Annotated in this window: 15 protein-coding genes; 13 read left to right on the forward strand and 2 right to left on the reverse strand. The window is 59.3% G+C overall.

Translation table 11 applies throughout. From position 1 onward, the window contains the following. From asnB (ACVIYL_RS25610) to ACVIYL_RS25640, 7 genes are all read left to right on the forward strand, one after another. On the forward strand, positions 1–1,839 hold the full coding sequence (asnB, locus tag ACVIYL_RS25610; protein WP_456780156.1) for an asparagine synthase (glutamine-hydrolyzing): 1,839 nt from the start codon (positions 1–3) through the stop codon (positions 1,837–1,839). A 144-nt stretch (positions 1,840–1,983) separates the two neighbouring features. After that, the gene (locus ACVIYL_RS25615; RefSeq protein ID WP_456780157.1) at positions 1,984–2,931 is read left to right on the forward strand and encodes a glycosyltransferase family protein; all 948 of its coding nucleotides are present in this window, start codon (positions 1,984–1,986) and stop codon (positions 2,929–2,931) included. A gap of 8 nt (positions 2,932–2,939) precedes the next feature. Continuing rightward, positions 2,940–3,794 (forward strand): methyltransferase domain-containing protein, encoded by an 855-nt coding sequence (locus ACVIYL_RS25620; RefSeq protein WP_229158715.1) that lies wholly within the window; start codon positions 2,940–2,942, stop codon positions 3,792–3,794. Continuing rightward, entirely contained in the window at positions 3,791–4,354 is a 564-nt protein-coding gene (locus tag ACVIYL_RS25625; protein ID WP_016847963.1) for an acyltransferase, read from the forward strand. The genes ACVIYL_RS25620 and ACVIYL_RS25625 overlap by 4 nt, the downstream gene beginning before the upstream one ends. A gap of 18 nt (positions 4,355–4,372) precedes the next feature. Next, positions 4,373–5,302, forward strand: a complete 930-nt coding sequence (locus ACVIYL_RS25630; RefSeq protein WP_456780158.1) for an NAD-dependent epimerase/dehydratase family protein — start codon at positions 4,373–4,375, stop codon at positions 5,300–5,302. Between the two features lie 227 nt (positions 5,303–5,529). Beyond that, entirely contained in the window at positions 5,530–6,459 is a 930-nt protein-coding gene (locus tag ACVIYL_RS25635) for a glycosyltransferase family 4 protein (protein WP_456780159.1), read from the forward strand. Between the two features lie 580 nt (positions 6,460–7,039). Further along, positions 7,040–7,882, forward strand: coding sequence for a hypothetical protein (locus ACVIYL_RS25640; RefSeq protein WP_456780160.1), 843 nt, complete (start codon positions 7,040–7,042; stop codon positions 7,880–7,882). A gap of 484 nt (positions 7,883–8,366) precedes the next feature. On the opposite strand, the gene ACVIYL_RS25645 is transcribed toward ACVIYL_RS25640, so the two are convergent. Continuing rightward, the gene (locus tag ACVIYL_RS25645; RefSeq protein ID WP_456780161.1) at positions 8,367–9,698 is read right to left on the reverse strand and encodes a hypothetical protein; all 1,332 of its coding nucleotides are present in this window, start codon (positions 9,696–9,698) and stop codon (positions 8,367–8,369) included. 704 nt (positions 9,699–10,402) lie between these two features. Further along, positions 10,403–11,587: a glycosyltransferase family 4 protein gene (locus ACVIYL_RS25650; protein ID WP_456780162.1), complete on the reverse strand. Its 1,185-nt coding sequence runs from the start codon at positions 11,585–11,587 to the stop codon at positions 10,403–10,405. 712 nt (positions 11,588–12,299) lie between these two features. Between ACVIYL_RS25650 and ACVIYL_RS25655 the strand changes: the two genes are divergently transcribed. The 6 genes from ACVIYL_RS25655 (at position 12,300) to ACVIYL_RS25680 (ending at position 20,187) form a co-directional block, all read left to right on the forward strand. Then, positions 12,300–12,941, forward strand: a complete 642-nt coding sequence (locus ACVIYL_RS25655; protein ID WP_212058605.1) for a winged helix-turn-helix transcriptional regulator — start codon at positions 12,300–12,302, stop codon at positions 12,939–12,941. An 84-nt stretch (positions 12,942–13,025) separates the two neighbouring features. Beyond that, positions 13,026–14,969: an asparagine synthase (glutamine-hydrolyzing) gene (asnB, locus tag ACVIYL_RS25660; protein WP_456780163.1), complete on the forward strand. Its 1,944-nt coding sequence runs from the start codon at positions 13,026–13,028 to the stop codon at positions 14,967–14,969. Continuing rightward, positions 14,966–15,766 (forward strand): ABC transporter permease, encoded by an 801-nt coding sequence (locus tag ACVIYL_RS25665; protein WP_028338356.1) that lies wholly within the window; start codon positions 14,966–14,968, stop codon positions 15,764–15,766. The genes asnB (ACVIYL_RS25660) and ACVIYL_RS25665 overlap by 4 nt, the downstream gene beginning before the upstream one ends. After that, the gene (locus ACVIYL_RS25670; RefSeq protein ID WP_016847973.1) at positions 15,763–17,106 is read left to right on the forward strand and encodes an ABC transporter ATP-binding protein; all 1,344 of its coding nucleotides are present in this window, start codon (positions 15,763–15,765) and stop codon (positions 17,104–17,106) included. Before ACVIYL_RS25665 ends, ACVIYL_RS25670 begins: the two co-directional genes overlap by 4 nt. An 8-nt stretch (positions 17,107–17,114) precedes the next feature. Further along, positions 17,115–17,978: a TylF/MycF/NovP-related O-methyltransferase gene (locus tag ACVIYL_RS25675; protein WP_016847974.1), complete on the forward strand. Its 864-nt coding sequence runs from the start codon at positions 17,115–17,117 to the stop codon at positions 17,976–17,978. A gap of 43 nt (positions 17,979–18,021) precedes the next feature. Further along, positions 18,022–20,187 carry a methyltransferase domain-containing protein gene (locus tag ACVIYL_RS25680; protein ID WP_456780164.1) on the forward strand — a complete coding sequence of 722 codons (2,166 nt, stop codon included), beginning with the start codon at positions 18,022–18,024 and terminating at the stop codon, positions 20,185–20,187. Positions 20,188–20,240 lie beyond the last annotated feature (53 nt).

Here is a 20,240-nt window from a genome sequence, read left to right on the forward strand (position 1 = left end):
ATGTGCGGTATCGCAGGCATCGTCAATCTGCGCGGCGCTCCCGTGGAGCCGGCTGACATCTCGCGGCTCACCAATTTGATCGCGCATCGCGGTCCGTTCGGCGAGGGCACCTGGTTCAATGCCAAGCGAAACGTCGCCTTCGGCCATCGCCGGCTCGCCATCATCGATCCAGGCGAGGGTGGCTATCAGCCGATGGCATCAGGCGACGGCCGCCATGTGATCGTCTACAATGGCGAGATCTACAACTTCCTCGAATTGCGCCGCGAACTCGAGGCGAAGGGCGCAGCCTTTCGCAGCCAGTCCGATACCGAAGTGATCCTCGCCGCCTGGCAGGCGTGGGGCGAGGACATGCTGCTGCGCTTCAACGGCATGTGGGCGCTGGCGATCTACGACACGGCCACGGATGATTTGTTCCTGGCGCGCGATCGCTTCGGCATCAAGCCGATGCTGTATGCGTTTTCATCGGAGCGGTTCGTGTTCGCGTCCGAGCAGCGCGCGCTGGCGCGGAGTGGGCTGGTTGAGACGTCGCTCGATGTCGACGTGGCGCGGCGGCTGTTGCTTGACCCGTTCGGGATCGAAGGCAGCGAGCGGACGCTGTTCGCGCAACTGCGCCGCCTGCAGGGCGGCCACTGCATGTGGTTGCGCCAGGGGTGTGTGCAGGTGCGCCGCTGGTGGCGAACCGTGGACCATCTGCCGGCAATCCCGGACACCGAGACCGCGCGCGTCGAGCGCTTTCGCGACCTGTTTCAGGATTCCGTCGCGCTGCGGATGCGCAGCGACGTTCCGATCGGGACCTGCCTGTCCGGCGGCTTCGATTCGTCCGCGGTGATCTGCGCCATGGCGACCCATGAGAAAGCCGGCATGGGGCCGCGTGACTCGACCGCCTGGCGGCACGCCTTTGTCGCGACCTTTCCCGGCGCCAGCAATGACGAGCGGCCGATGGCGGAGGAAGCGGCCGCGTGGGCCGAGGTGGCACCGAGCTTCCTCGAGATCGGGCGCTCCGACGCGCTCACCGACCTTGACCGCATCCTCGACGACAATGACGACGTCTATATCGGGCTGCCGAGCGCGCCGTGGTTGATCTATCGCGAACTCCGGCGCCAGAACGTCACCGTGTCACTCGACGGCCACGGCGCGGACGAATTGATGGGCGCCTACCTGCAGGAGGGACAGTCGGCCGCATTCCGGATCCGGAACGCAGCAGCCGCGCTCACCTCACGATCGCAGCTGGCGCAACGCGGCATCGACTTCCTGCGCGCGCAGATGATCAGGCGCGAGGGGCACTACTTCCTGCGCGGAGGCGCTACGGCCGCGCCCGCGCCGCTGCCGCTGGTCGCCGAGGATGACGAATTGCCTGATACATGGGGTGCGTTGAACCGGCGCCTCTACCGCATGTTCCATTCGACCACGCTGCCCACCATCCTGCGCAATTTCGACCGGCTCTCGATGGCGCACGGGATCGAGGTCCGCATGCCGTTCATGGACTGGCGGCTGGTCACCTACACGATGGCGCTGCCGGAAACGAGCAAGTCGGCAGACGGCCTGACCAAGGTGGTGGCGCGGCAGGCGATGGCGAACCTGATGCCCGAAAGCATCCGCACCGCGCGCCGCAAGGTAGGCTTCAACTCGCCGATGCCGGAATGGCTGAACGGGCCATTGGCGGGCTGGACGGCAGAGCTGCTCGAGCGGAATGTTCCGGCATTTGCCGAGTTCGTCGACGAAACGCCCCTTCGAAAGGCGGTCGGCCGCTTGACGGCGTCGCAGAGCTGGGATTGGAAGAGTGTCGGCCGGATCTGGCCTTATCTGAACATGAAATGGATGTTGGCAAGGTCCGCGTAACCGATGCGTCTGTTCCAGAATAGCGGTCTCTATCCGTCCTATTTGCCGAGGCTGAACCAGCTCGCGGCAAAGGCGTCAAGTTTCAACGCGCGCCGCGACGTGTTTCTGCACGATCGGTTTGGCGCCGCGCATTTTCTCAAGCCCGTGCTCGACGGCGCAGCTGAAGCCTTCTTCACGAATGGCGACGATGAAGTGCTGCAGCGCCGGTGGGCGCGTGAGCAGGGCATGAAGGAATCGCCGACGCTCGAGGCCATTCTGCTCGCGCAGATCGAGCATCATAGAACCGAGGTATTCTACAATCTCGATCCGGTGCGCTATCCGAGTGCGTTTGTCGCCAAGCTTCCCGGCTGCGTGAAGAAGACGCTGTGCTGGCGCGCCGCGCCTTCCGGAAATGCTGATCTCACCGCCTATGGCGCGGTGCTTGGAAACTTCCCCTCGATCCTCGGGGCGTGGCGCAGCAAGGGGTGCCGGGCGGAGCTCTTCTTTCCCGCGATCGACCCCGTCATGGAGCAGTACGGCCACGGCGAACGGCCGATCGACGTGGCGTTTGTCGGTGGATATTCGCGGCATCATAGCGCGCGGGGCAGAACCCTCGAACAGGTTGCGGCCCTCGCTGGTGACCGCAACGTCGTGTTCTGCCTCGATGCGTCGCGGCTGACGCGGCTTGCCGAAAGCGCGGTCGGCCGCTTGCTGCCGTTGCACAAGCACCGGCGGCCCGACGCCATCGCGCGCATCGCAAGGCTGCCGCTGTTCGGCCGGGACCTCTACGAGCTGTTCGGATCAGCGAAGATCGTGCTCAACGGCGCAATCGACATGGCCGGCAAGGATCGCGGCAATATGCGCTGCTTCGAGGCGATGGGGTGCGGGGCGCTGCTCGTGTCGGATGCGGGCAACTATCCGAAGGGAATGGATCCAGGGCAGACGATTGTGACCTACGAGGCGGGCAATGACTGCCTCGCCCAGATCGAGAATAGCCTGCGGAACTGGGATGACATGAAGGCCAAAGCCGAGCGGGGGCGGCGAGCGGTGGGAGATTTGTATAGCAAAGAGCGCCAGTGGGTTCTATTTGAAAACCTTTTGGAGCGCATCTAGGAGCAGGCATGCACGTTGACGGTCTCGTTTTCAAAATCAAGGAGATGGCTGACGCGCTTGCATTGCCTGTCTACTTTGCGAGAGGCGGTCGGCCCTGGTCGGTCGGCTATTTTACGCGCAAGAAGAACGCCATTCAGACTGCAATCGACACGGCCGCCGTCCGATCGGGGCGCCCGCTGCCCGAGACATTTGGCATCGGCATCGATGAACGAGTCGTCGAATATCCATGGCTGTTCGACCGGTTGCGCCGCGATGGTGTCCCACTGGGACGAATGCTTGATGCGGGATCGACGCTGAATCACGAATACATTCTCGGCCGCGATCCGTTGCGCAAGGCGGATCTCACGATCATGACGCTGGCACCGGAGAAGCGGTGCTACTGGTATCAGGGCTACTCCTACGTCTTCGGAGATTTTCGCAAGACGAGGTTCGAGGATAGTGCCTTCGACACCATTATCAGCATATCCACGCTGGAGCATGTCGGGCTGGACAACACCATGCTCTACACTGATGATCCGGCCAAATCCGAAACCAACAAGCATGGCTTTGCCGATGCGATGCGTGAGTTTCGACGGATCATGGCTCCCGGCGGACGCTGCCTGATCACGGTGCCATACGGGCGATATGAGAATTTCGAGTGGTTTCAGGTCTTCGACCGGGCGATGATCCAGGCCTTGATCGACGCCTTTGCGCCTTCGTCCCACGAGCTCGAATTCTTCGGCTATGACAAGAGGGGCTGGCGTCGGGCAACGGAGGCCGATGTTGCGAATGCGACTGCATTTGACCCGCATAGCGGACGCGGTCGGCTCGACGACAGGGCGGGCTGTGCGCGTGCCATTGCCTGCATCGAGTTGATCAGATGAATCTCGATTACTGGCTGCAGCGGATACTGGGGCGCGCGACCTGTCGCCTTGGGTCGCATGCCAGGCTGATGCCTACTGCACGCATCCGCAATATTCGCGGTGACAGCGACTGCATCGTCATCGGTTCGAACAGCATTATCCGGGGCGAGCTCTTGACGTTCGCCCATGGCGGGCTGATTGAAATCGGATCATGGTGCTATGTCGGGGAGAATTCGCGGATATGGTCCGCTGGATCGATCCGTATTGGAGACCGGGTGCTGATCGCGCACGACGTCAACGTCTTCGACAATCTGACCCATCCCGTGGACCATGTGGCGCGGCACCGGCAGATTCAGGAGATGTTTACTAGGGGCCATCCGCGTCAACTGGATCTCGATGAGCGCCCTGTCGTGATCGACGATGATGCCTGGATCGGGGCAGGCGTATTCCTGATGCGGGGTGTTCGGATCGGTGCCCGCGCGATTGTGGCGGCCGGTTCGGTCGTCACCGCAGACGTTGCCGAGGACACGGTCGTCGCCGGCAACCCGGCGCGTGTTGTAAGATCAGTCCTTGAAACTTAGTTTGGCTGGGTCAAACGCATGATCGTCTGGATTACAGGCGCAAACGGGTTCATCGGCCGCCATCTCGTGCACGAGTTGGCGGGGGCGGGCCATACGGTGCATGGCATCGGACACGGAGCGCTTGACGCAACGGAAGCCCGGCGGCTCGGTTTGCGAAGCTGGATCAACGGTGAAATCGATGCGGCTAATCTCGATGCGCTGGCGGCGGCGCACGGGCTGCCGACGCATCTCGTTCATCTCGCCGGCGGATCGTCGGTAGGCATCTCGATCGAGCGGCCGTTCGAGGATTTCTCGCGCACCGTCGCGAGCACCGCGCGGCTGCTGGAATGGCTGCGCGGATCCGCGCGGGACTGCGCCGTGATCGCGGCGTCGAGTGCGGCCGTCTACGGGGCCGATCATTTCGGCCCGATCGCTGAAAGCGCCATCGCAACTCCGGTGTCGCCCTATGGGCAGCACAAGTTCATGATGGAGCAATTGTGCCGGAGCTACGCGCAGTCATTCGGTATCCACTGCACGATCGTGCGGCTGTTCTCTGTCTATGGACCCAATTTGCGTAAACAGCTGCTCTGGGACATCTGCTCGCGGCTGCAGGCCAAGGAGCAGGCGCTCACGCTTGGCGGGACCGGCAACGAGATTCGTGACTGGACCGACGTTCGCGATGTCGCGAGGCTGCTTGTCGGTGTGGCGGAACCGCCGCCGCAGGAGACCTTCCGGGTCATCAATGGCGGTTCGGGCCGCGGGACAAGCGTTGCCGACATCGCAGCCGGCCTCGTCCGCCAGTGGGGCAGCAGCACCGTCGTGCGACACTCCGGCCTAAGCCGGCCCGGTGATCCCGTCAGCCTGTTGGCCGACGATGCCGTGCTGCGCCAGATCGGGTTCGATTGGCGCATTCCGCTCGATCAGGGCCTTGCCGATTACGTGGCCTGGTTCAAGGGGCAGGCTTCGTGACGCCCCGCCCATTGCGGTTCGCGTTCGGCCACATTTCGCGACGGCTATGGGCCGGCGGCTACAATTATCAGCGCAATCTGTTTGCGGCGCTTGCTAGGTTTCTGCCCGGCGAATTTGTTCCGATCGTCTTTGCCGGGAACAGGGCCGAGGAGAATGAGCTCGCGGAGCTTGCCGCAATACCGGGTGTCGAGGTCCTTCGATCGGAAGCATTCGATGGACAGCCAGGGTTGGCCGAGGCACTCGGGCTCGGTCTGGATCGCGGAGCCGCGGCGGCGTTTCGAGACGCCGGGATTGATGTCGTCGTCGAATCGGCGCGCTTCTTTGGCTGGCGGCTCGCGCATCCGGCAGTGGCGTGGATTCCGGATCTGCAGCACCGCTCGCTGCCGCAACTGTTTCCAACGACGGCGCGCTGGCGCCGCGAGCTTGGCTTTCGCATGCAAATCGCCACGGGCCGAACCATCATGCTGAGCAGCGAGAGCGCGCTGCGTGATTTCAAGGCCTACTATCCAGGCGCAAAAAACAAGGTCTGCGTCGTTCGCTTCGCGACCCAGCCACCGGCCGCGTTCCTGAACACCGACCCGTCGGACGTAATCGCGGAATATAATCTGCCGGCGAACTATTTCTACCTGCCCAATCAGTTCTATCGCCACAAGAACCACCAGCTCGTCGTCGACGCCTTGACGATCCTGAAGGGGCGGGCGATCGACGTGGTGATCTGTGCATCCGGCAGCAAGGAAGACCGGCGCGAGCCGGGCTACTATGATCTCGTCAACTCCGAGATCCAAAAGCGCGGCCTTGAAGCGCAGTTCCGCCACCTTGGCGTTATCCCGCTGCCGCATGTCTACGCGCTGCTGCGCGCTTCAACAGCCCTGATCAACCCATCGCGCTTCGAGGGCTGGAGCACGACCGTCGAAGAGGCGAAGTCGTTTGGCGTTCCAGTGATCCTGTCGGATATCGACGTGCACCGCGAGCAGACCTCAGGTGCCGCCCGCTATTTCGGCGTCGATGACCCGGTCGCGCTGGCGGATCATCTGATGCAGATTTCGGAGATGAATAGCCCTCCGACGGTACGAAACATTGTCCCGCATCAGGACGACAATGTCCGTGCGTTCGCGCGAAGCTTTTCGGACGCTATCCGCCAAACCGCCGTGAGTTGAAGGCCAGCCCCCTGGGGGCGGCAAGACGTGACCCCACGCTACCTCATAAGCGACCACCATGATCGCCGAGCCGGCCATCGACGCTGCCGAGCTTCGCAATTCAGGAAGATAGCTTGCCCTTCATCGATTGATATTTGAGTTGCGCTCGGCAGCAATCCTTGCTGCCTACTAGCCCTCCACGATTTTCCAGCCGCGCCGGCAGAGTCACCAAGCGCTCCGTCACCTGGTCAGCCAATGTGGTTCTTGGGTTTCAGATTGCACCAGTGTTTCTGAAGGTTTCTGGCGGGCCAAATCTGCACGGTGAATAGCTCAATTGAGCTATTCACGCTCTCACCGTTTGAAAATAATGTGTTCAAGCACAAGATGCGTCTTGCGTCTCATGCGGGTGCAGTACGGAGCTTAAGAGCGCCCTCAACAAAGAGCGTCGCCGCCGATGAACTGGCTGAGGACCCTGCCGAGGCTCAGAAGGCCGACCCTGCTGCGGACCGTCGTCGCAATCTTGCTGGTGGCCGTCTCTGCTTCGCAGCTTCTGCCTAGGCAATCGCGAGGCAGGCAAGTTGGTGTACCCGGATACGACTATGTGAGCGGGCGCACACTTAGCGAGATTCCGGACGCCGAACTCATCCGAGGTCCTTCTGAGACCGACGATGTCGCCTACGCGAACCGGATCGCGCTCGCGGTGCACTACACCAGCTACAACTGCGAACCGGGCGACTTCTCGTTGACACCGATTGAGCGTGTTCTTTCTGCAACTCTTGCTCAGTTAGCACTAATCGACGCGAGCCTAATTTGGAGCGAGGGCCTTCTTCAGAAACGTACGCTGATATGCGGCTTCTGTGGCCAGCGCGCAGTGATCACTTCCGAGATTCTTCGCAAAAATGGAATTCAAGCGTGGGCGTTCGGTGTCGGTGGCCATGTGCTCGTAAAGTTTGCTGCCGGTGGGCACGACTACCTGGTTGATCCAGACTATGGGATTTCGGCTTACAGGTACGACGTGCGGCGCGGCGTCTTGCGAGCGGAGATTGCCGCGAAGTACACAAAAGCAGGTTGGGCGAACGCCAACGAGATCTACCGCTACGTATCGAGTCGATCCGACAATGAGGACTATTTGAATCCCGAGTACGTTTTGCACATTGAGAACATGCAGGACGTCGTTTTCCACTATGCCAATGCAATCGCAATAGGATTGATCTTGCTGGCTCCGTGCGCTGCTTTTGGTGTCCGGGCAAAGATCGCTCGATCCGCTTCTTGGTCACCTCGTGTTCTGACCGCTCGTGAATATCTGCTTCCAGATGCAAAACGCGCAAGTTGGAGGGGCGAGAGGTTCAGTGATCGAACCTCGATGGGAATAGCCGGCTCAACAAACTTGGACGATGAGGAATTCGGAGCGAAACGAAGGGGTCCTTCGCGTCTGGATCAATGACTCGGTAGGCTCGCCCGTTTGTATTCGGGTCGCTGTTGTCGCTCGTCGAGAAAATCAAGGACGATTGCCAATGAGAGTATCGTCCGTTTCCTTTCTCGGCGATATCGACGTGCGTCGTATGAGCTGGTCCGAGAGCGTGACGGTCTTCTGTCACTTCAAGCCGAGACCGACTGGGTGCCTCATTGCTGTCCGAGACGGCGCCTGGGATAAGTGTCAGATATTGCCAAGCGTTGCCGCCAAAATGTTTGAATGGCGGGCGGATGAGGCCCGGGTCCGGCTCACGCCAAGGCGGAAGCGTATCGAGGTAGAGCCCGAGCGGAATGTATAAGATCGCTCCAAAAATGGTCGCGAGAACGAGCCTCCGCTGAAATCGCTTCGACATGTCGTGTCCAGTTTGCAGATCAGGATGCGGCGTAGATCAGGGCAAAATGCAGTGTTGGCTCGCACCAAATGCGATCGCTAACCAACATCGACCGCTTGATGGTCATGCGAGGTGCTCTTCAAGCTTCCTCTCGACGGCGACACACCCACTCTGCGATGCAAAGACTGAGCGCGGCGTCAGATACCATAGCAGAAAAAGTACGGCGGCGCCGTGAGAGAGGAGGGTTGTCGTGAATGGCACGTTCAAGAGGATCTGAGGAAGGATCGCACCAGATACAAGGATGAAGCGAGGAGGAAGGCCCGAGGAAAATCGATTGACGAGAGCGATTACAAGTCCGCATGCCAAAACCGGGATCGGCGCCAGGAGAACGCCGACCGAAGCGATCCCTTCGGTCGCGAAAAGGGAGGCATTGAAATTACCGAGCCGGTAGGCCTGCTGCATCACTTCTCCCAACTGAACCGTATAGGGACAAGAGACGAGGGTTTTGACAAATGTAATCTGGCAGAAGGATGTGAGAGGGTGGTTGAAGAAGAAGTCGTTGTAGATATCCATCGCATTTGAAGGCGTAGCAATCATTCGAAGATTGACGATATCGAGATAGCGCGTGTCGCTGATGCCGAGGATGGCGTACAAGACGACGCCGATAATCAGCGGTACGAATAGCGAGAGCACAACTGCAATTCGGCAATCGAGCAGGCGCGTCAGTACAGCCATGGCCAGAAGCCACATTGGTGTGAAGAACGCGATCTTGTTGAGCGTGATTGGGTAGACAAGCAGCAATAGGACAAGCGTCAGTCCAGCTCGCCAGTAATTCCGCCGCTCCACAAAGCAAGCAAAGGTGAAGGGCAACAGGGCGTTCGAAACGACGCCAATGCAGTAGACGAGCGGGGAGGGCATGTTGATCTTGTCGCGGAAGTCGTACATCTGCCCGAGCGAGACCATTTTGAAGCTATAGCTTGCGGCTATCAGGATCGCGGCCACGCCGACTGCCAAGATAATTGTCAATGCGCGGTAGAAGGTTGTTTCGCTAATCGTGAACACTCGTCGGATCGGAGATGTCACGAGGAGTGATGGCGCCATGAATGCTATCATGGACGCGACGGCAGAGGCTCCGCTGAGCCAGTGATTGTACTCGAAGCGGGAGAAACAATTTAGCCAGAGGTATCCAAGGATCATGGTGTAAAAATAAAAGCTGAGAAAATAACCAAAGCTGAATGGAACGAGGAGGAAAAGGTAGGAGAGAGCAGCAAACGCGGCGATCGTTGCGATCGCCCCGTTGAGCAGTTCGGCATCATAAAAAATATGGAAGTTGCCGTAGCTGCGGCTGAGATAGCCGAGCGAGATGCAGCAGGCGACGATATGGAAGCTGATCAATACGCCCAAGCTCACGCGCGTTGAAATCTTGCCCGCTACCGCGATCTCGTTCGTATTCATGCTGCCAGTCCCGTTGCAGGTCATACGCGGCCGGTGAGTGTGGCTGGCGGCCTGCGGATTCGAAGATTCGAGAACTTAACCTGCTTGGTGCCAAGAGTAAGCCTCTGTTATCTCAACGAAGCAACAATTGCCAACAATTGCCGTGATGACGTTCGTCATCTTTCGCAGATGCGGAGCCTTGCGAACGTGGCGCAGCGTATCTTGAGTTCGGCCGGCGCCGCTGCGCGGCTGGGCCGGATCAACGAACCGCGCCGCAATTCCGCGGCGACGCCGTGCTTGCTTCGTTCGCTTGGGCTCTCCCGGTCATCACAGGTATGGCTGGTCCCGGGACCGAAGGCATCCAAGATTTCGAGTGAGCCGAGTTGCTTCCATGGGCGGAAATCTCTGGTCGTGCTTGACGATTGCGTTGTCCTGTAAACACCAGGAAGCAGGTTGACAAGTCGCCATTTGTCGAACGAGCAGCAAAGCAATTCAGCCAGCCTCCGCTTGCGCGGGCGTTTCTGTGGGCGAGTCCCATGGAGGAGTTCATGAGATTTCCTTGGCAACTGCCGCATTCACAGGCCGGCCGCCGGCGCAGGAGCCCGGAGAATAGTGGTGATATCAAGCACGGCACGACACGTTGGCCGCAGCCTGTGAGGGACATCGCTTTGACGCCGGCTGTGTCAGTTCGCTTGTTCAGTGGGCCGGGATCGGCGAGGTCGCGGTTATCGATCGGTTCGGGCGTTCGAAGCAGTCAGTGGTGTCTCACTGCGCGCCAATATGTCACCGTAGAGCTGAGTGATCGTGTAGCCGATGATCCTTGCAGAGAATCGCTCCGACACGCGTCGTCTCGCCGCAGCACCGAACCTCGCCCGCAACTCAGGCGCTTCAGCAAGTCGCAGAATTGCGCTTGCCAGGGCTATTGGGTCCTCGAGTGGTACCAAGAGGCCGGTTTGATCAGCAAGCACAATCTCGCGGCAGCCAGGCGTGTCCGTCGCAATCAGGGGCCTGCCGCAGGCGGCTGCTTCCATCAACGCTCCCGGAAGCCCTTCACGATACGAAGGCAATGCCGCGATGTGTGAAGCGCGCCACAGCGAGGCGATGTTGTCGATGTGCCCGAGCCACGTGATGCCCGGTCGTGCGATCCAGGCTTCGATCTCTTCGTGTGACACGGACGATGGATTCGCCGGGTCAGGATTTCCTGCGATGATAAGGTTGATATCGTGTCCTTGATCGCGCAGTAGACCGTGGGCGCGAACCAGAGTGCGGATGCCTTTGTCGACCAGCAGCCGCCCCGCGAATCCGATCGTGATCGGGCCTGCCGGCTCAGGTAGCGGCTGCAATGATTCATCATCAACGCCAGATCCCGGAATCAACGTCATGCGGTCGGGCTTGGCACCGAGCGCCATCAGCGCCTCGCGGTCGTCGGGATTTTGCACGATTGTGTAGCTGCGATTTCGATTGAGCAGCCAAGGCAGCAGTCGGGTCAGGACGCGCTTCAGCAGACGTGACTGCGAACTCGATGACGTGAAGATATAGCCGAGCCCGGTGATCGCATTGACGACGGGGAATCTCCGGTCGAGCGCAGCCAGCGAACCAAAGACGCAGCATTGCACCCCGGAATGGTGCACGATGCTTGGCTTGATCGCGCGCTCCACCTCCCGGATAGCTTTCAGCGCCGCAGCAGCCGTGAGCATCGCCCGTTGACCACGTTGGAAGGGGATCTGGTGAAGTACAAAGTCCTCCGCCCTGATGGAGGCGGCGCCGCTGCTCACATTGGTCGCCACATGAACCTCAAGGCCGGCGTCACGCGCTGCCCGCGCCATTGGCAGGCGATTGAGCAAGAACGCCCAGTCCTCGTTAGCGATGTAGAGGATGCGACCCTTCAGCTTGATTTCTAGGGGATTCATTGATCAGTCGAAGCAGGATTGTCGGAAGCCCGGATGTCATGGGTAATCGGGAGCATGAAAAATCTGTGTCGTCTCGAAGGGAGCGGCAGGACCGCAAGTAGGCCATCAGCATCGTCGCCAACGTCACGAAGGGCCGCAGTCATACCACGGGATGACGCACGTCCACCAGCAGTGCGGCGGCCTGCCGCATGGTTCGGGTGCGACATCATCAGATTTGGTGGGTACGAAGTTCGAGCGATGCGCTGCTCGTGCCGCCTGGGTCTATCACAGCGCCGGCTGCTGCTGCGCGGACGATTCGACGCGGTTGCTTTTGACTTGCGCCAGCTCTAACCGCCCAGTACAGGCGCTTATCGGATGTGGTGACCGCTCATTCCGAGGCGTCGTTGTTCGTCGACATTGCGGTCAGCGCACTCTGGAATGTTATTCATCGAACGCAACTACTGGGGGCAGGGGTGTGGTCAGTCCATTTGGCGGCGTTCGAACGCGGCCGGTGGCAGCGCCGAGCGAATACTATCGGTACGCCGTAGTGAGTGGACATTTGCGTCCAGGCTAAGAAAAGGCGCCCGTCCGAACATGCCAATTTGCTGGCTCAATTAGCTAGCCATAAAATTCTTCAACAAATTCAATTGATTGAATTGTTCACATCGTGAACGTTCGACTTGACGTTCACGGCATGAACGGACTATCTGTCGCCGACGGAGGGGGAGTCTCAATGGACCACACGTTGCCGGATTCTAGCGGGGAGGATGAACGGATCGTCCTTAATTTGCTGAATTCCGTCGATGATGGCGCGCAATCGCAGCGCCGCATCGCGGAGGAGCTTGGTATCGCGCTTGGCCTCGTTAACGCCTACCTCAAGCGATGCATCAAGAAGGGCCTTGTCAAAGTCAGCCAGGCGCCGGCGCGTCGCTACGCCTATTACCTGACGCCAAAGGGCTTCGCTGAGAAATCGCGCCTGACCGTGGAATATCTGTCGTCCTCTTTCTCGTTTTTTCGTCAGGCCAAGGCCGATTGTGCGCAGGTCCTTCAATTGGCGAAGGCGCAGCATTTCCAGAATCTGGTGCTCTGTGGAAGGTCGGACTTGGCCGAGATTGCCATGCTGTCGGCTGTCGATTGCGGTGTCTCGATCGTCGCCATTGTTGATGAAAATGCAGGCGACACGCGTTTCGTCGGGGTCCAGGTCGTTGCTGGCTACGATCGTGTTGCCATTCCATTTGATGCTGTGATGATCACCGATGTAGCCAATCCCAGTCGGGCTTTCGATGAAGCGGTACGCCTCTACGGACCAGGCCGTGTACTGGCTCCAAGCTTGCTGGGCTTGAATCACCAGGAGCATCAGGATGCAGCGCAATGATTGCGTCAAATACACGTTCCTTGCTGCTCTGCTTTTTTCAGTGATCTGAACAGTGTCTACGGCCAGGGGGAGAGGGGCGCAGTAATGTGCGGCATTGCGGGTTTCATGCGACTTCGGCCAGGCGGCCGCGGGCCTCTATCGCAGCGGGTCCTCGACGAAATGACCGATAGCCTCGCATATCGTGGGCCGGATTCGCGCGGCACTTGGCTCGACAGCGAACGAGGTGTGGGCTTCGGTCACCGACGTCTGGCGATCCGTGATTTGACCCCCACGGGCGCTCAACCGATGACGTCGGGATGTGGGCGGTTCGTCATCGTCTACAATGGTGAGGTTTACTCGCATAACGAGATTGCGGCCGATCTTGAGCGGACCAATCGTCGGCTCAAAGGTCACTCGGATACTGAAGTTATCCTCGAGGCCTGCGCGGAATGGGGCATCGAAAACGTGGTGCCGCGCCTGATCGGCATGTTCGCCATCGCGCTCTATGACAAGCAGACTGGCGATCTGACTCTTGTGCGCGACCGCCTTGGAATCAAGCCGCTTTACTGGAGCGTAATTGACGGGGTGCTGACCTTCGGCTCGGAATTGAAAGCGCTGCGCGCTGTTCCGGGCTGGGCGCCAGCCCTGGATCGCAACGCGATGGCTTCGTTCATGCGCCACAACTATATCCCGGCGCCTTTTACGATCTATAAGGATACCTACAAGCTTGAACCGGGCACCATGCTCAAGACCAAGCTTGGCGGCGAAGTTTCGACTGAGTGTTTCTGGAATCTCAGAGGCCTCGTTGAGACGTCGGTAGGCGGCAAATCGAAAATCGACGAGGGCGAGGCGATCAATCGCCTTGATGCTCTGCTGTCCGATGCGGTGAGGCGCCGGCTGGTTGCCGACGTGCCGATTGGTTCGCTGTTGTCGGGAGGGATCGACTCCTCGCTCGTGACTGCGCTGATGGCAGAGACCGCAGATCGAAAGATCAATACATTCTCGATCGGTTTTGCGGAGAAGGGATTTGACGAGGCGCCCTTTGCGCGCGAGGTCGCGCGCCACCTCGGAACTGACCACACCGAATTGTATGCTGATGCCTCGCATGCCTTGGATATGGTTGAGCATCTCCCGAAATGGTACGACGAACCGTTCGCCGACTCCTCTCAACTGCCGACCGCCTTGGTGTGCGAACTGACGCGTCAGCATGTTAAGGTCGTGCTTTCGGGAGATGGTGGCGATGAATTGTTCGCGGGCTACTCCCGCTATGCCTACGCGCTGGATATGCGAAAGGTCGCCAGCCCCGCCCCAGGGGCTTTGCGCAATGTGCTGGCTCGAGGTCTCCGTGCTGTTCCGAGGCGTGCCTTGGATCAGATCGGCGAGGTGCTGCCGGGCCGCTGGCGGATAAACGGTCTTGGTTCGAAGGTTGAACGGTACGCCCCGGCCATTCTCGAGGGTGATCCCGACACGCTCTATCGCGGGATGCTGAGCCATTGGCACACACCGGACGATCTGGTGATCGGAGCTTCCGAGACCAAGGGGGTGCTTTGGGATACGCATCTCCCGACCGGCGTTCCGAATTTTCTCGACCGGATGATGCTTATCGACACTCTCACCTATCTGCCTGACGACATTCTGACGAAGGTCGATCGCGCCAGCATGGTCGTCGGCCTCGAAGCGCGGGTTCCGCTACTGGATCACCGGGTCGTGGAATTCTCCTGGACCCTTCCAAGGCATATGAAGTATCGCGATGGCGTTGCCAAATGGGCGTTGCGCGAGGTGCTCTATCGCCGTGTCCCGCGTGCACTGCTTGACCGTCCAAAGATGGGATTTGGCGTGCCGCTGGCGGAGTGGCTGAGGGGACCGCTGAGGGACTGGGCGGAAGAATTGTTGGCTGAGAAAAGATTGAAGGACCAGGAATTGTTCACTCCCGCACCGATCCGAGAGCGATGGCAAGCGCATCTGGCTGGCGCGAACTGGGCCTATCCGCTGTGGAATGTCTTGATGGCGCAAGCGTGGCTGTCGGCTAATCCGGAGGTCTCGCTGTGATCGCGGCGCAGTCACTTCTTGGCTCGGTGTACGGACACCGCGAGCTCGTTGCTGAGCTCGTGAAGCGTGAGTTGCGTGATCGTCACACCGGACAGCTGCTGGGCGCGCTGTGGGCTTATGGCCATCCGCTGCTGCTCATGCTGATGTACTCGCTCCTGTTTGCCTACGTATTCCCGACCCGCGTCGGTAGCAGCGGCGGCCATCCCGATTTTGCCGTCAATGTCTTGATCGGAATAGTCTCGTGGCTGGCGTTTCAGGATTTGCTGGCGCGCTCCACCACGATATTGACCGCTCATGCAAGCCTCGTGAAGCAGATCATTTTTCCGGTCGTGGTATTGCCGATCAAGACTGCGATCGCTTCGGCGCTTCCATACTCAATCGCGCTTCTGTTCACGATCGGCTACGCTGCGGTCAGCGGAACCCTGACCTTCATGGTTCTGACCGTCCCGTTCCTGATTGCGATCCAACTCATTGCGATGACCGGCGTTGCTCTCATGCTATCGGCCCTCGGCATCTTCTTTCGCGATTTGCGCGACATCGTGACGATCTTCTGTGCGGTCAACCTGTTCGCTCAGCCCATCTTGTTCAACCCGTATGTGACGCCGAGCTGGATGAATTGGGTTTTTCATTTCAATCCGTTCAGCTACCAGGTTTGGTGCTGGCAGGACGCGCTCTATTTCGGAGCCTTTCAACATCCGGCGGCTTGGATTGTTTTTCCCCTTGGGGCGGTCTCCTGCCTGGCAATCGGCTACGCGGTATTCTCTCGCCTGCAGCACGGCTTTGGTGACGCGCTATGACCGGATCCGAAATCGCCATCCGTGCGCGCGGGCTGCGAAAGGCGTACCGCGTCTATGAGCATGCAATCGATCCGCTGGTGGAAGTTATTCGCCGCGTTCCGCGCCACACCGAGCGCGTGGCCCTTCAGGCCGTCGATCTCGATCTCAAGCGTGGAGAGATCGTCGGAATTCTTGGGCGCAATGGGGCCGGAAAATCGACGCTGCTCAAGATCATCGCCGGAACACTCGAGCGCTCGTCGGGTGATTTGGACGTCAACGGCCGGATCACCGCCATCCTCGAACTGGGAACCGGCTTTCACCCGGACTACACCGGCCGAGAGAACATTTTCATGGGTGGGCTGTGCCTCGGCATGCCCAAGGCGGAAATCGAACGCAAGCTCGATTCGATCATCGAATTTAGCGAGTTGCGGGACGTGATCGACCAGCCATTCAAGACCTATTCGACCGGGATGCAGGCGCGTCTCACGTTCGCCACGGCGATCAGCGTCGAGCCTGATATCCTGATCGTTGACGAAGCTCTATCGGTTGGCGACGCGCGGTTTCAAATGAAGTGCTTCGGCTGGATCCAGCGGCTGAAGCAGAAGAACGCGACGATCTTGCTCGTGTCCCATGATACCAACACGATTACGACTTTCTGCGATCGCGCCCTGATTCTGGAAGGCGGACGAGTCTTCGCGGAAGGCGAGGCCGGGCCGATATCGGTGGTCTATCACAATCTGCTGTTTGGCAAATCGGAAGCGAGCACGGCGACCGCGGCCGAAGAGGCGTCGTCGCCGGGGCTGGAGAACGCGATCAGTCAAAGAACCGTCGAGAATGCCGACGATTCCGAGCTGCCGGCGGAGGAGATCGCGCCGAAGGTTCGATATGGATCGGGTGAGGGGCGTTTGCTCGATTGGGGGGTGTTCGATGAGCACGGACGGCGCGCAACGCTCCTTCAGAGTGGAAGTAACTATCGCTTTTCGATGCGGTTTCGGTGCGATGCGGACATTTCGGCACTGTCCTGTGGTTTTGCAATCAAGGACCGCAGGGGAACTGTCGTATGGGGGGCAACCAACCTGACCAGCCATGGAGTGGCGTGGCAAGCCCGTGCCGGTGATGTTCTGACGATAGCGTGCGATTGCACGATGTGGTTGGCGGCGGGCGACTTCTTTCTAACGCTCGGCGCCGCGCATCTCCACGATGGTGCAAAAATCGATTTCGTCGAGGATGCCATTCAATTCCGGGTTGTTGGCACAAAAGGGGCTTTCACGACAGCCTTGGTCAATCTGGAGAGTGAAATCGTGATCTCCTCTGAACAAGAGGATGTCGCCCGGGTAAGCGGAGCTGTCGGAGGATGTTGAAGCGAATAATGGCGCCGTTGCTGGGACCGCGCGCGAAGACCGAGAGCGAGGCCCCGGTGCAACCCGCTCCGGCCCCGGTCTACAGTTCTGATGCTGCGCGGCTGGCGGCGGAGATCGAGAGCCTTGCGCCGGACAAGGCTGTTCAGCTTCTTACGCTCTTGAAGCGTGGGCTGGAGTTTCAATCCTCCGAATTCGAACGCTATCTTTCGGCGGAGGCGCTGACGACAGCCATCTATCCGAAGTTCAAATTCTCCGAATTTGCTCGGATATTCCTCGAGGATGAAGCATTCCTTGCCTACTACATGAGGTTCATGGATGTAGGGAACTGGCATTCGCTTGATCGCAAATATGCGATGAACGAGTTGCTGAAGCTCGTGCTTCATCTCGAAGGCGATGCCGCCGAATGCGGCGCGTACAGGGGCGCTACGGCCTACTTGCTGTGCCAGGCCTTCAGGAAGATACCGATGTCGATTCATCTCTTCGACAGTTTCGAGGGGTTGTCCGAGCCGGCTTCCGTCGATGGCACGTACTGGCGAAAGGGCTCTCTGACCGCGGCCGAAGATGAGTTGACGCAGAGCTTGCGAGAGTTCGACAACTATCGGATTTACAAGGGCTGGATTCCCACGCGATTTGCCGAAGCGGCCGACTGCAGGTTTCGCTTTGTGCACGTCGATGTCGATCTCTACCAGCCCACGCTCGACTCGCTTCAGTTCTTCTATCCTCGCATGGTTGCGGGTGGCATTATCCTGCTTGATGACCACGGGTTCAAATCATGTCCAGGTGCGAAACAAGCAGCTGACGAATTCTTCGAATCGAAGGCCGAGAATCTCGCGCTTTTGCCAACGGGGCAGGCCTTCACGATCAAGCAGTAGGATGGGGCTTAACTGCTTCGTACAATGGTGAGAAAGCTCTGACATGGCTGCGGAACGTTTGAAGTGGACCCCCGAACTGGTCAACCGGTTCTGGGACAATGTGGGGCAAACCCGGCTGACCGAACTCAGTTTCGCGAAGCTTGGCGGCCGTAGTGTCATTACGGCTATCGATCACATACTTCCAAAGCACGGACGCATTCTCGATTTCGGTGCCGGCGATGGCCACCTTCTTCGCTTCATGGCCCAGCGGGGCCTGACCGTGGCGGGATACGAGCCGTCGAAAGGACGCGCGGCAAATCTGCAGCGTGCGCTGGAGAATTTCGATGGATTCCTGGGCGTCGTGGGCGAGGACTCGACGGAGACCTTTGATGTCGTAATCATGTCCGAGGTCATCGAGCATGTTCTGGACGAGGTCATGGACGTCACGCTCGATCGTCTGGCGCGCTTTGTGCGGCCCGGGGGCGTGTTGGTCATCACGACGCCCAACAACGAAGATCTCGATTTGGACATGGCGTACTGCCCGGTCAGCAATTTGCTGTTCCATCGCTGGCAGCACGTTCGCTCACTCGATCAATCGTCACTGAAAGCGCTTCTCTCCCGGTTCGGCTTCGATGAGGTGGTGACGCATCAGGTGGGGTTCGACGACAACATCTTTGTCCCGAACGATGCCTTCTGGAGCGGAAAGCCGCTCGTTGATCCTCTGCCGGATTGGCTTGAGAACATGCGCCAGAACAAGCCAACTCAGGCTGGGGCGGGGAATCGACTTCTGTACATTGGGCAGAAGGGGCGAGCGACCGACTATCAGGAGCAATTAACGGCCTTTCAGGCCCTTGCTGCGCAGGCGATGTCGAGCGCGTCGGCAAAGGCGTCGCCGCATCGCAGTGGAATCCTGATGATCATTGGTTCGTTGGGCCCGGGTGGCGCCGAACGGCAAATGGTCGCCTTGGTCGAACAGATCGTATCGAGAGGGATTGATTCAGTTACTGTGGCGCTCGTCCATCCGCCGGCGACGGAACGGGAGAATTTCTTCAGAGCCAGGCTGCAGAAGGCGGGCGTCAAAATCATCGACGGCTTCTCTGCCGCCAAATCTCCGACCGGATCCGGGAAGACGGCGGATCCCGATCCATTTGAAGTGTTGTCGCCGGAGCTCGCTGACGTAAGGGCCTACTACGACGTTCTCTCGGATGTAAATCCCGAGACGGTGTATCTCTGGATGGACGAAGTGTGCATCAAAGGAGGCATTGCAGCGACCGTACTGCAGATCCCCCGAACATTGCTCTGCTTTCGCAATATGCCATCCTACAATTTCCCTTACTATCACGGGTACCATCGTGATTGTTATCGGTTCTTGGCAGAGCAACCGAACCTGCAGATGCTAAATAACAGCCATGCTGGTGCGCGCGCGTATGCCGCGTGGCTGGAGCTCCCAGAGGGAGCGATCAAGGTCGTGCACAACGGAATTGACCTCGACAATGATGCTGCACCCAAGGTCCTGAGAAAACAATATCGAGCCGCGTTGGGCATCGATGAGAAGATGCTGATTGTTGGCGGTGTCTTCAGGATGATGACGGAGAAACGTCCGTTCCTCTGGCTCGATGTCGCTGCGATGATACGTGAGAAGATGCCGAATGTGCGCTTCCTGCTGGTGGGCAATGGCGCGCGGTTCGATGATGTTCGCGCTCGCGCCGAGCAGCTTGGGTTGACCGGCGCATTGATATTTGCCGATCTGGAACTGCGCCCGGCCGCGGCAATCGCAGCAATGGACCTGTTCTTTCTGGCGTCTCGTATCGAGGGTCTTCCAAACGTCATTCTCGAAGCTCAGGCCCTTGGGGTTCCCGTCGCTACGACCTCCGCTGGAGGCGCTCCCGAGGCTGTGCTGGATGGCAAGACGGGGCAGATATTCAAGCCCGATGCGACAGCGCGGGTTATGGCTGATACTATCGTTGACTTGCTAGGCAACTTGCGCTGGAGAGAAAAAGCTGCGCAACTGGCCCCGCGACAGGTCAAGACTTCTTTTAATATTGAGCTCATGGCCGACGGGATGCTGGCCGCCCGCGATGAAATTGCGGTCGGTTCGGCAGTTGATAGCGAGGTTGCTGAGGCTGGTCCGTCGGCTGATCCTGTTGTGGAGAAGGCAGATCGACCGCAACGACCTTGGGCGCTGCGGTGGTTTGCAGCCAAGCTCCAGTCCTGGATCTATCGATCGTGAGCGGGCGACCGGGCCGAAGGTAGTGCCGAACCCATCGTGCGTATTTAGCAGGA

The sequence above is a fragment of the Bradyrhizobium sp. USDA 3315 genome, from assembly GCF_054056795.1.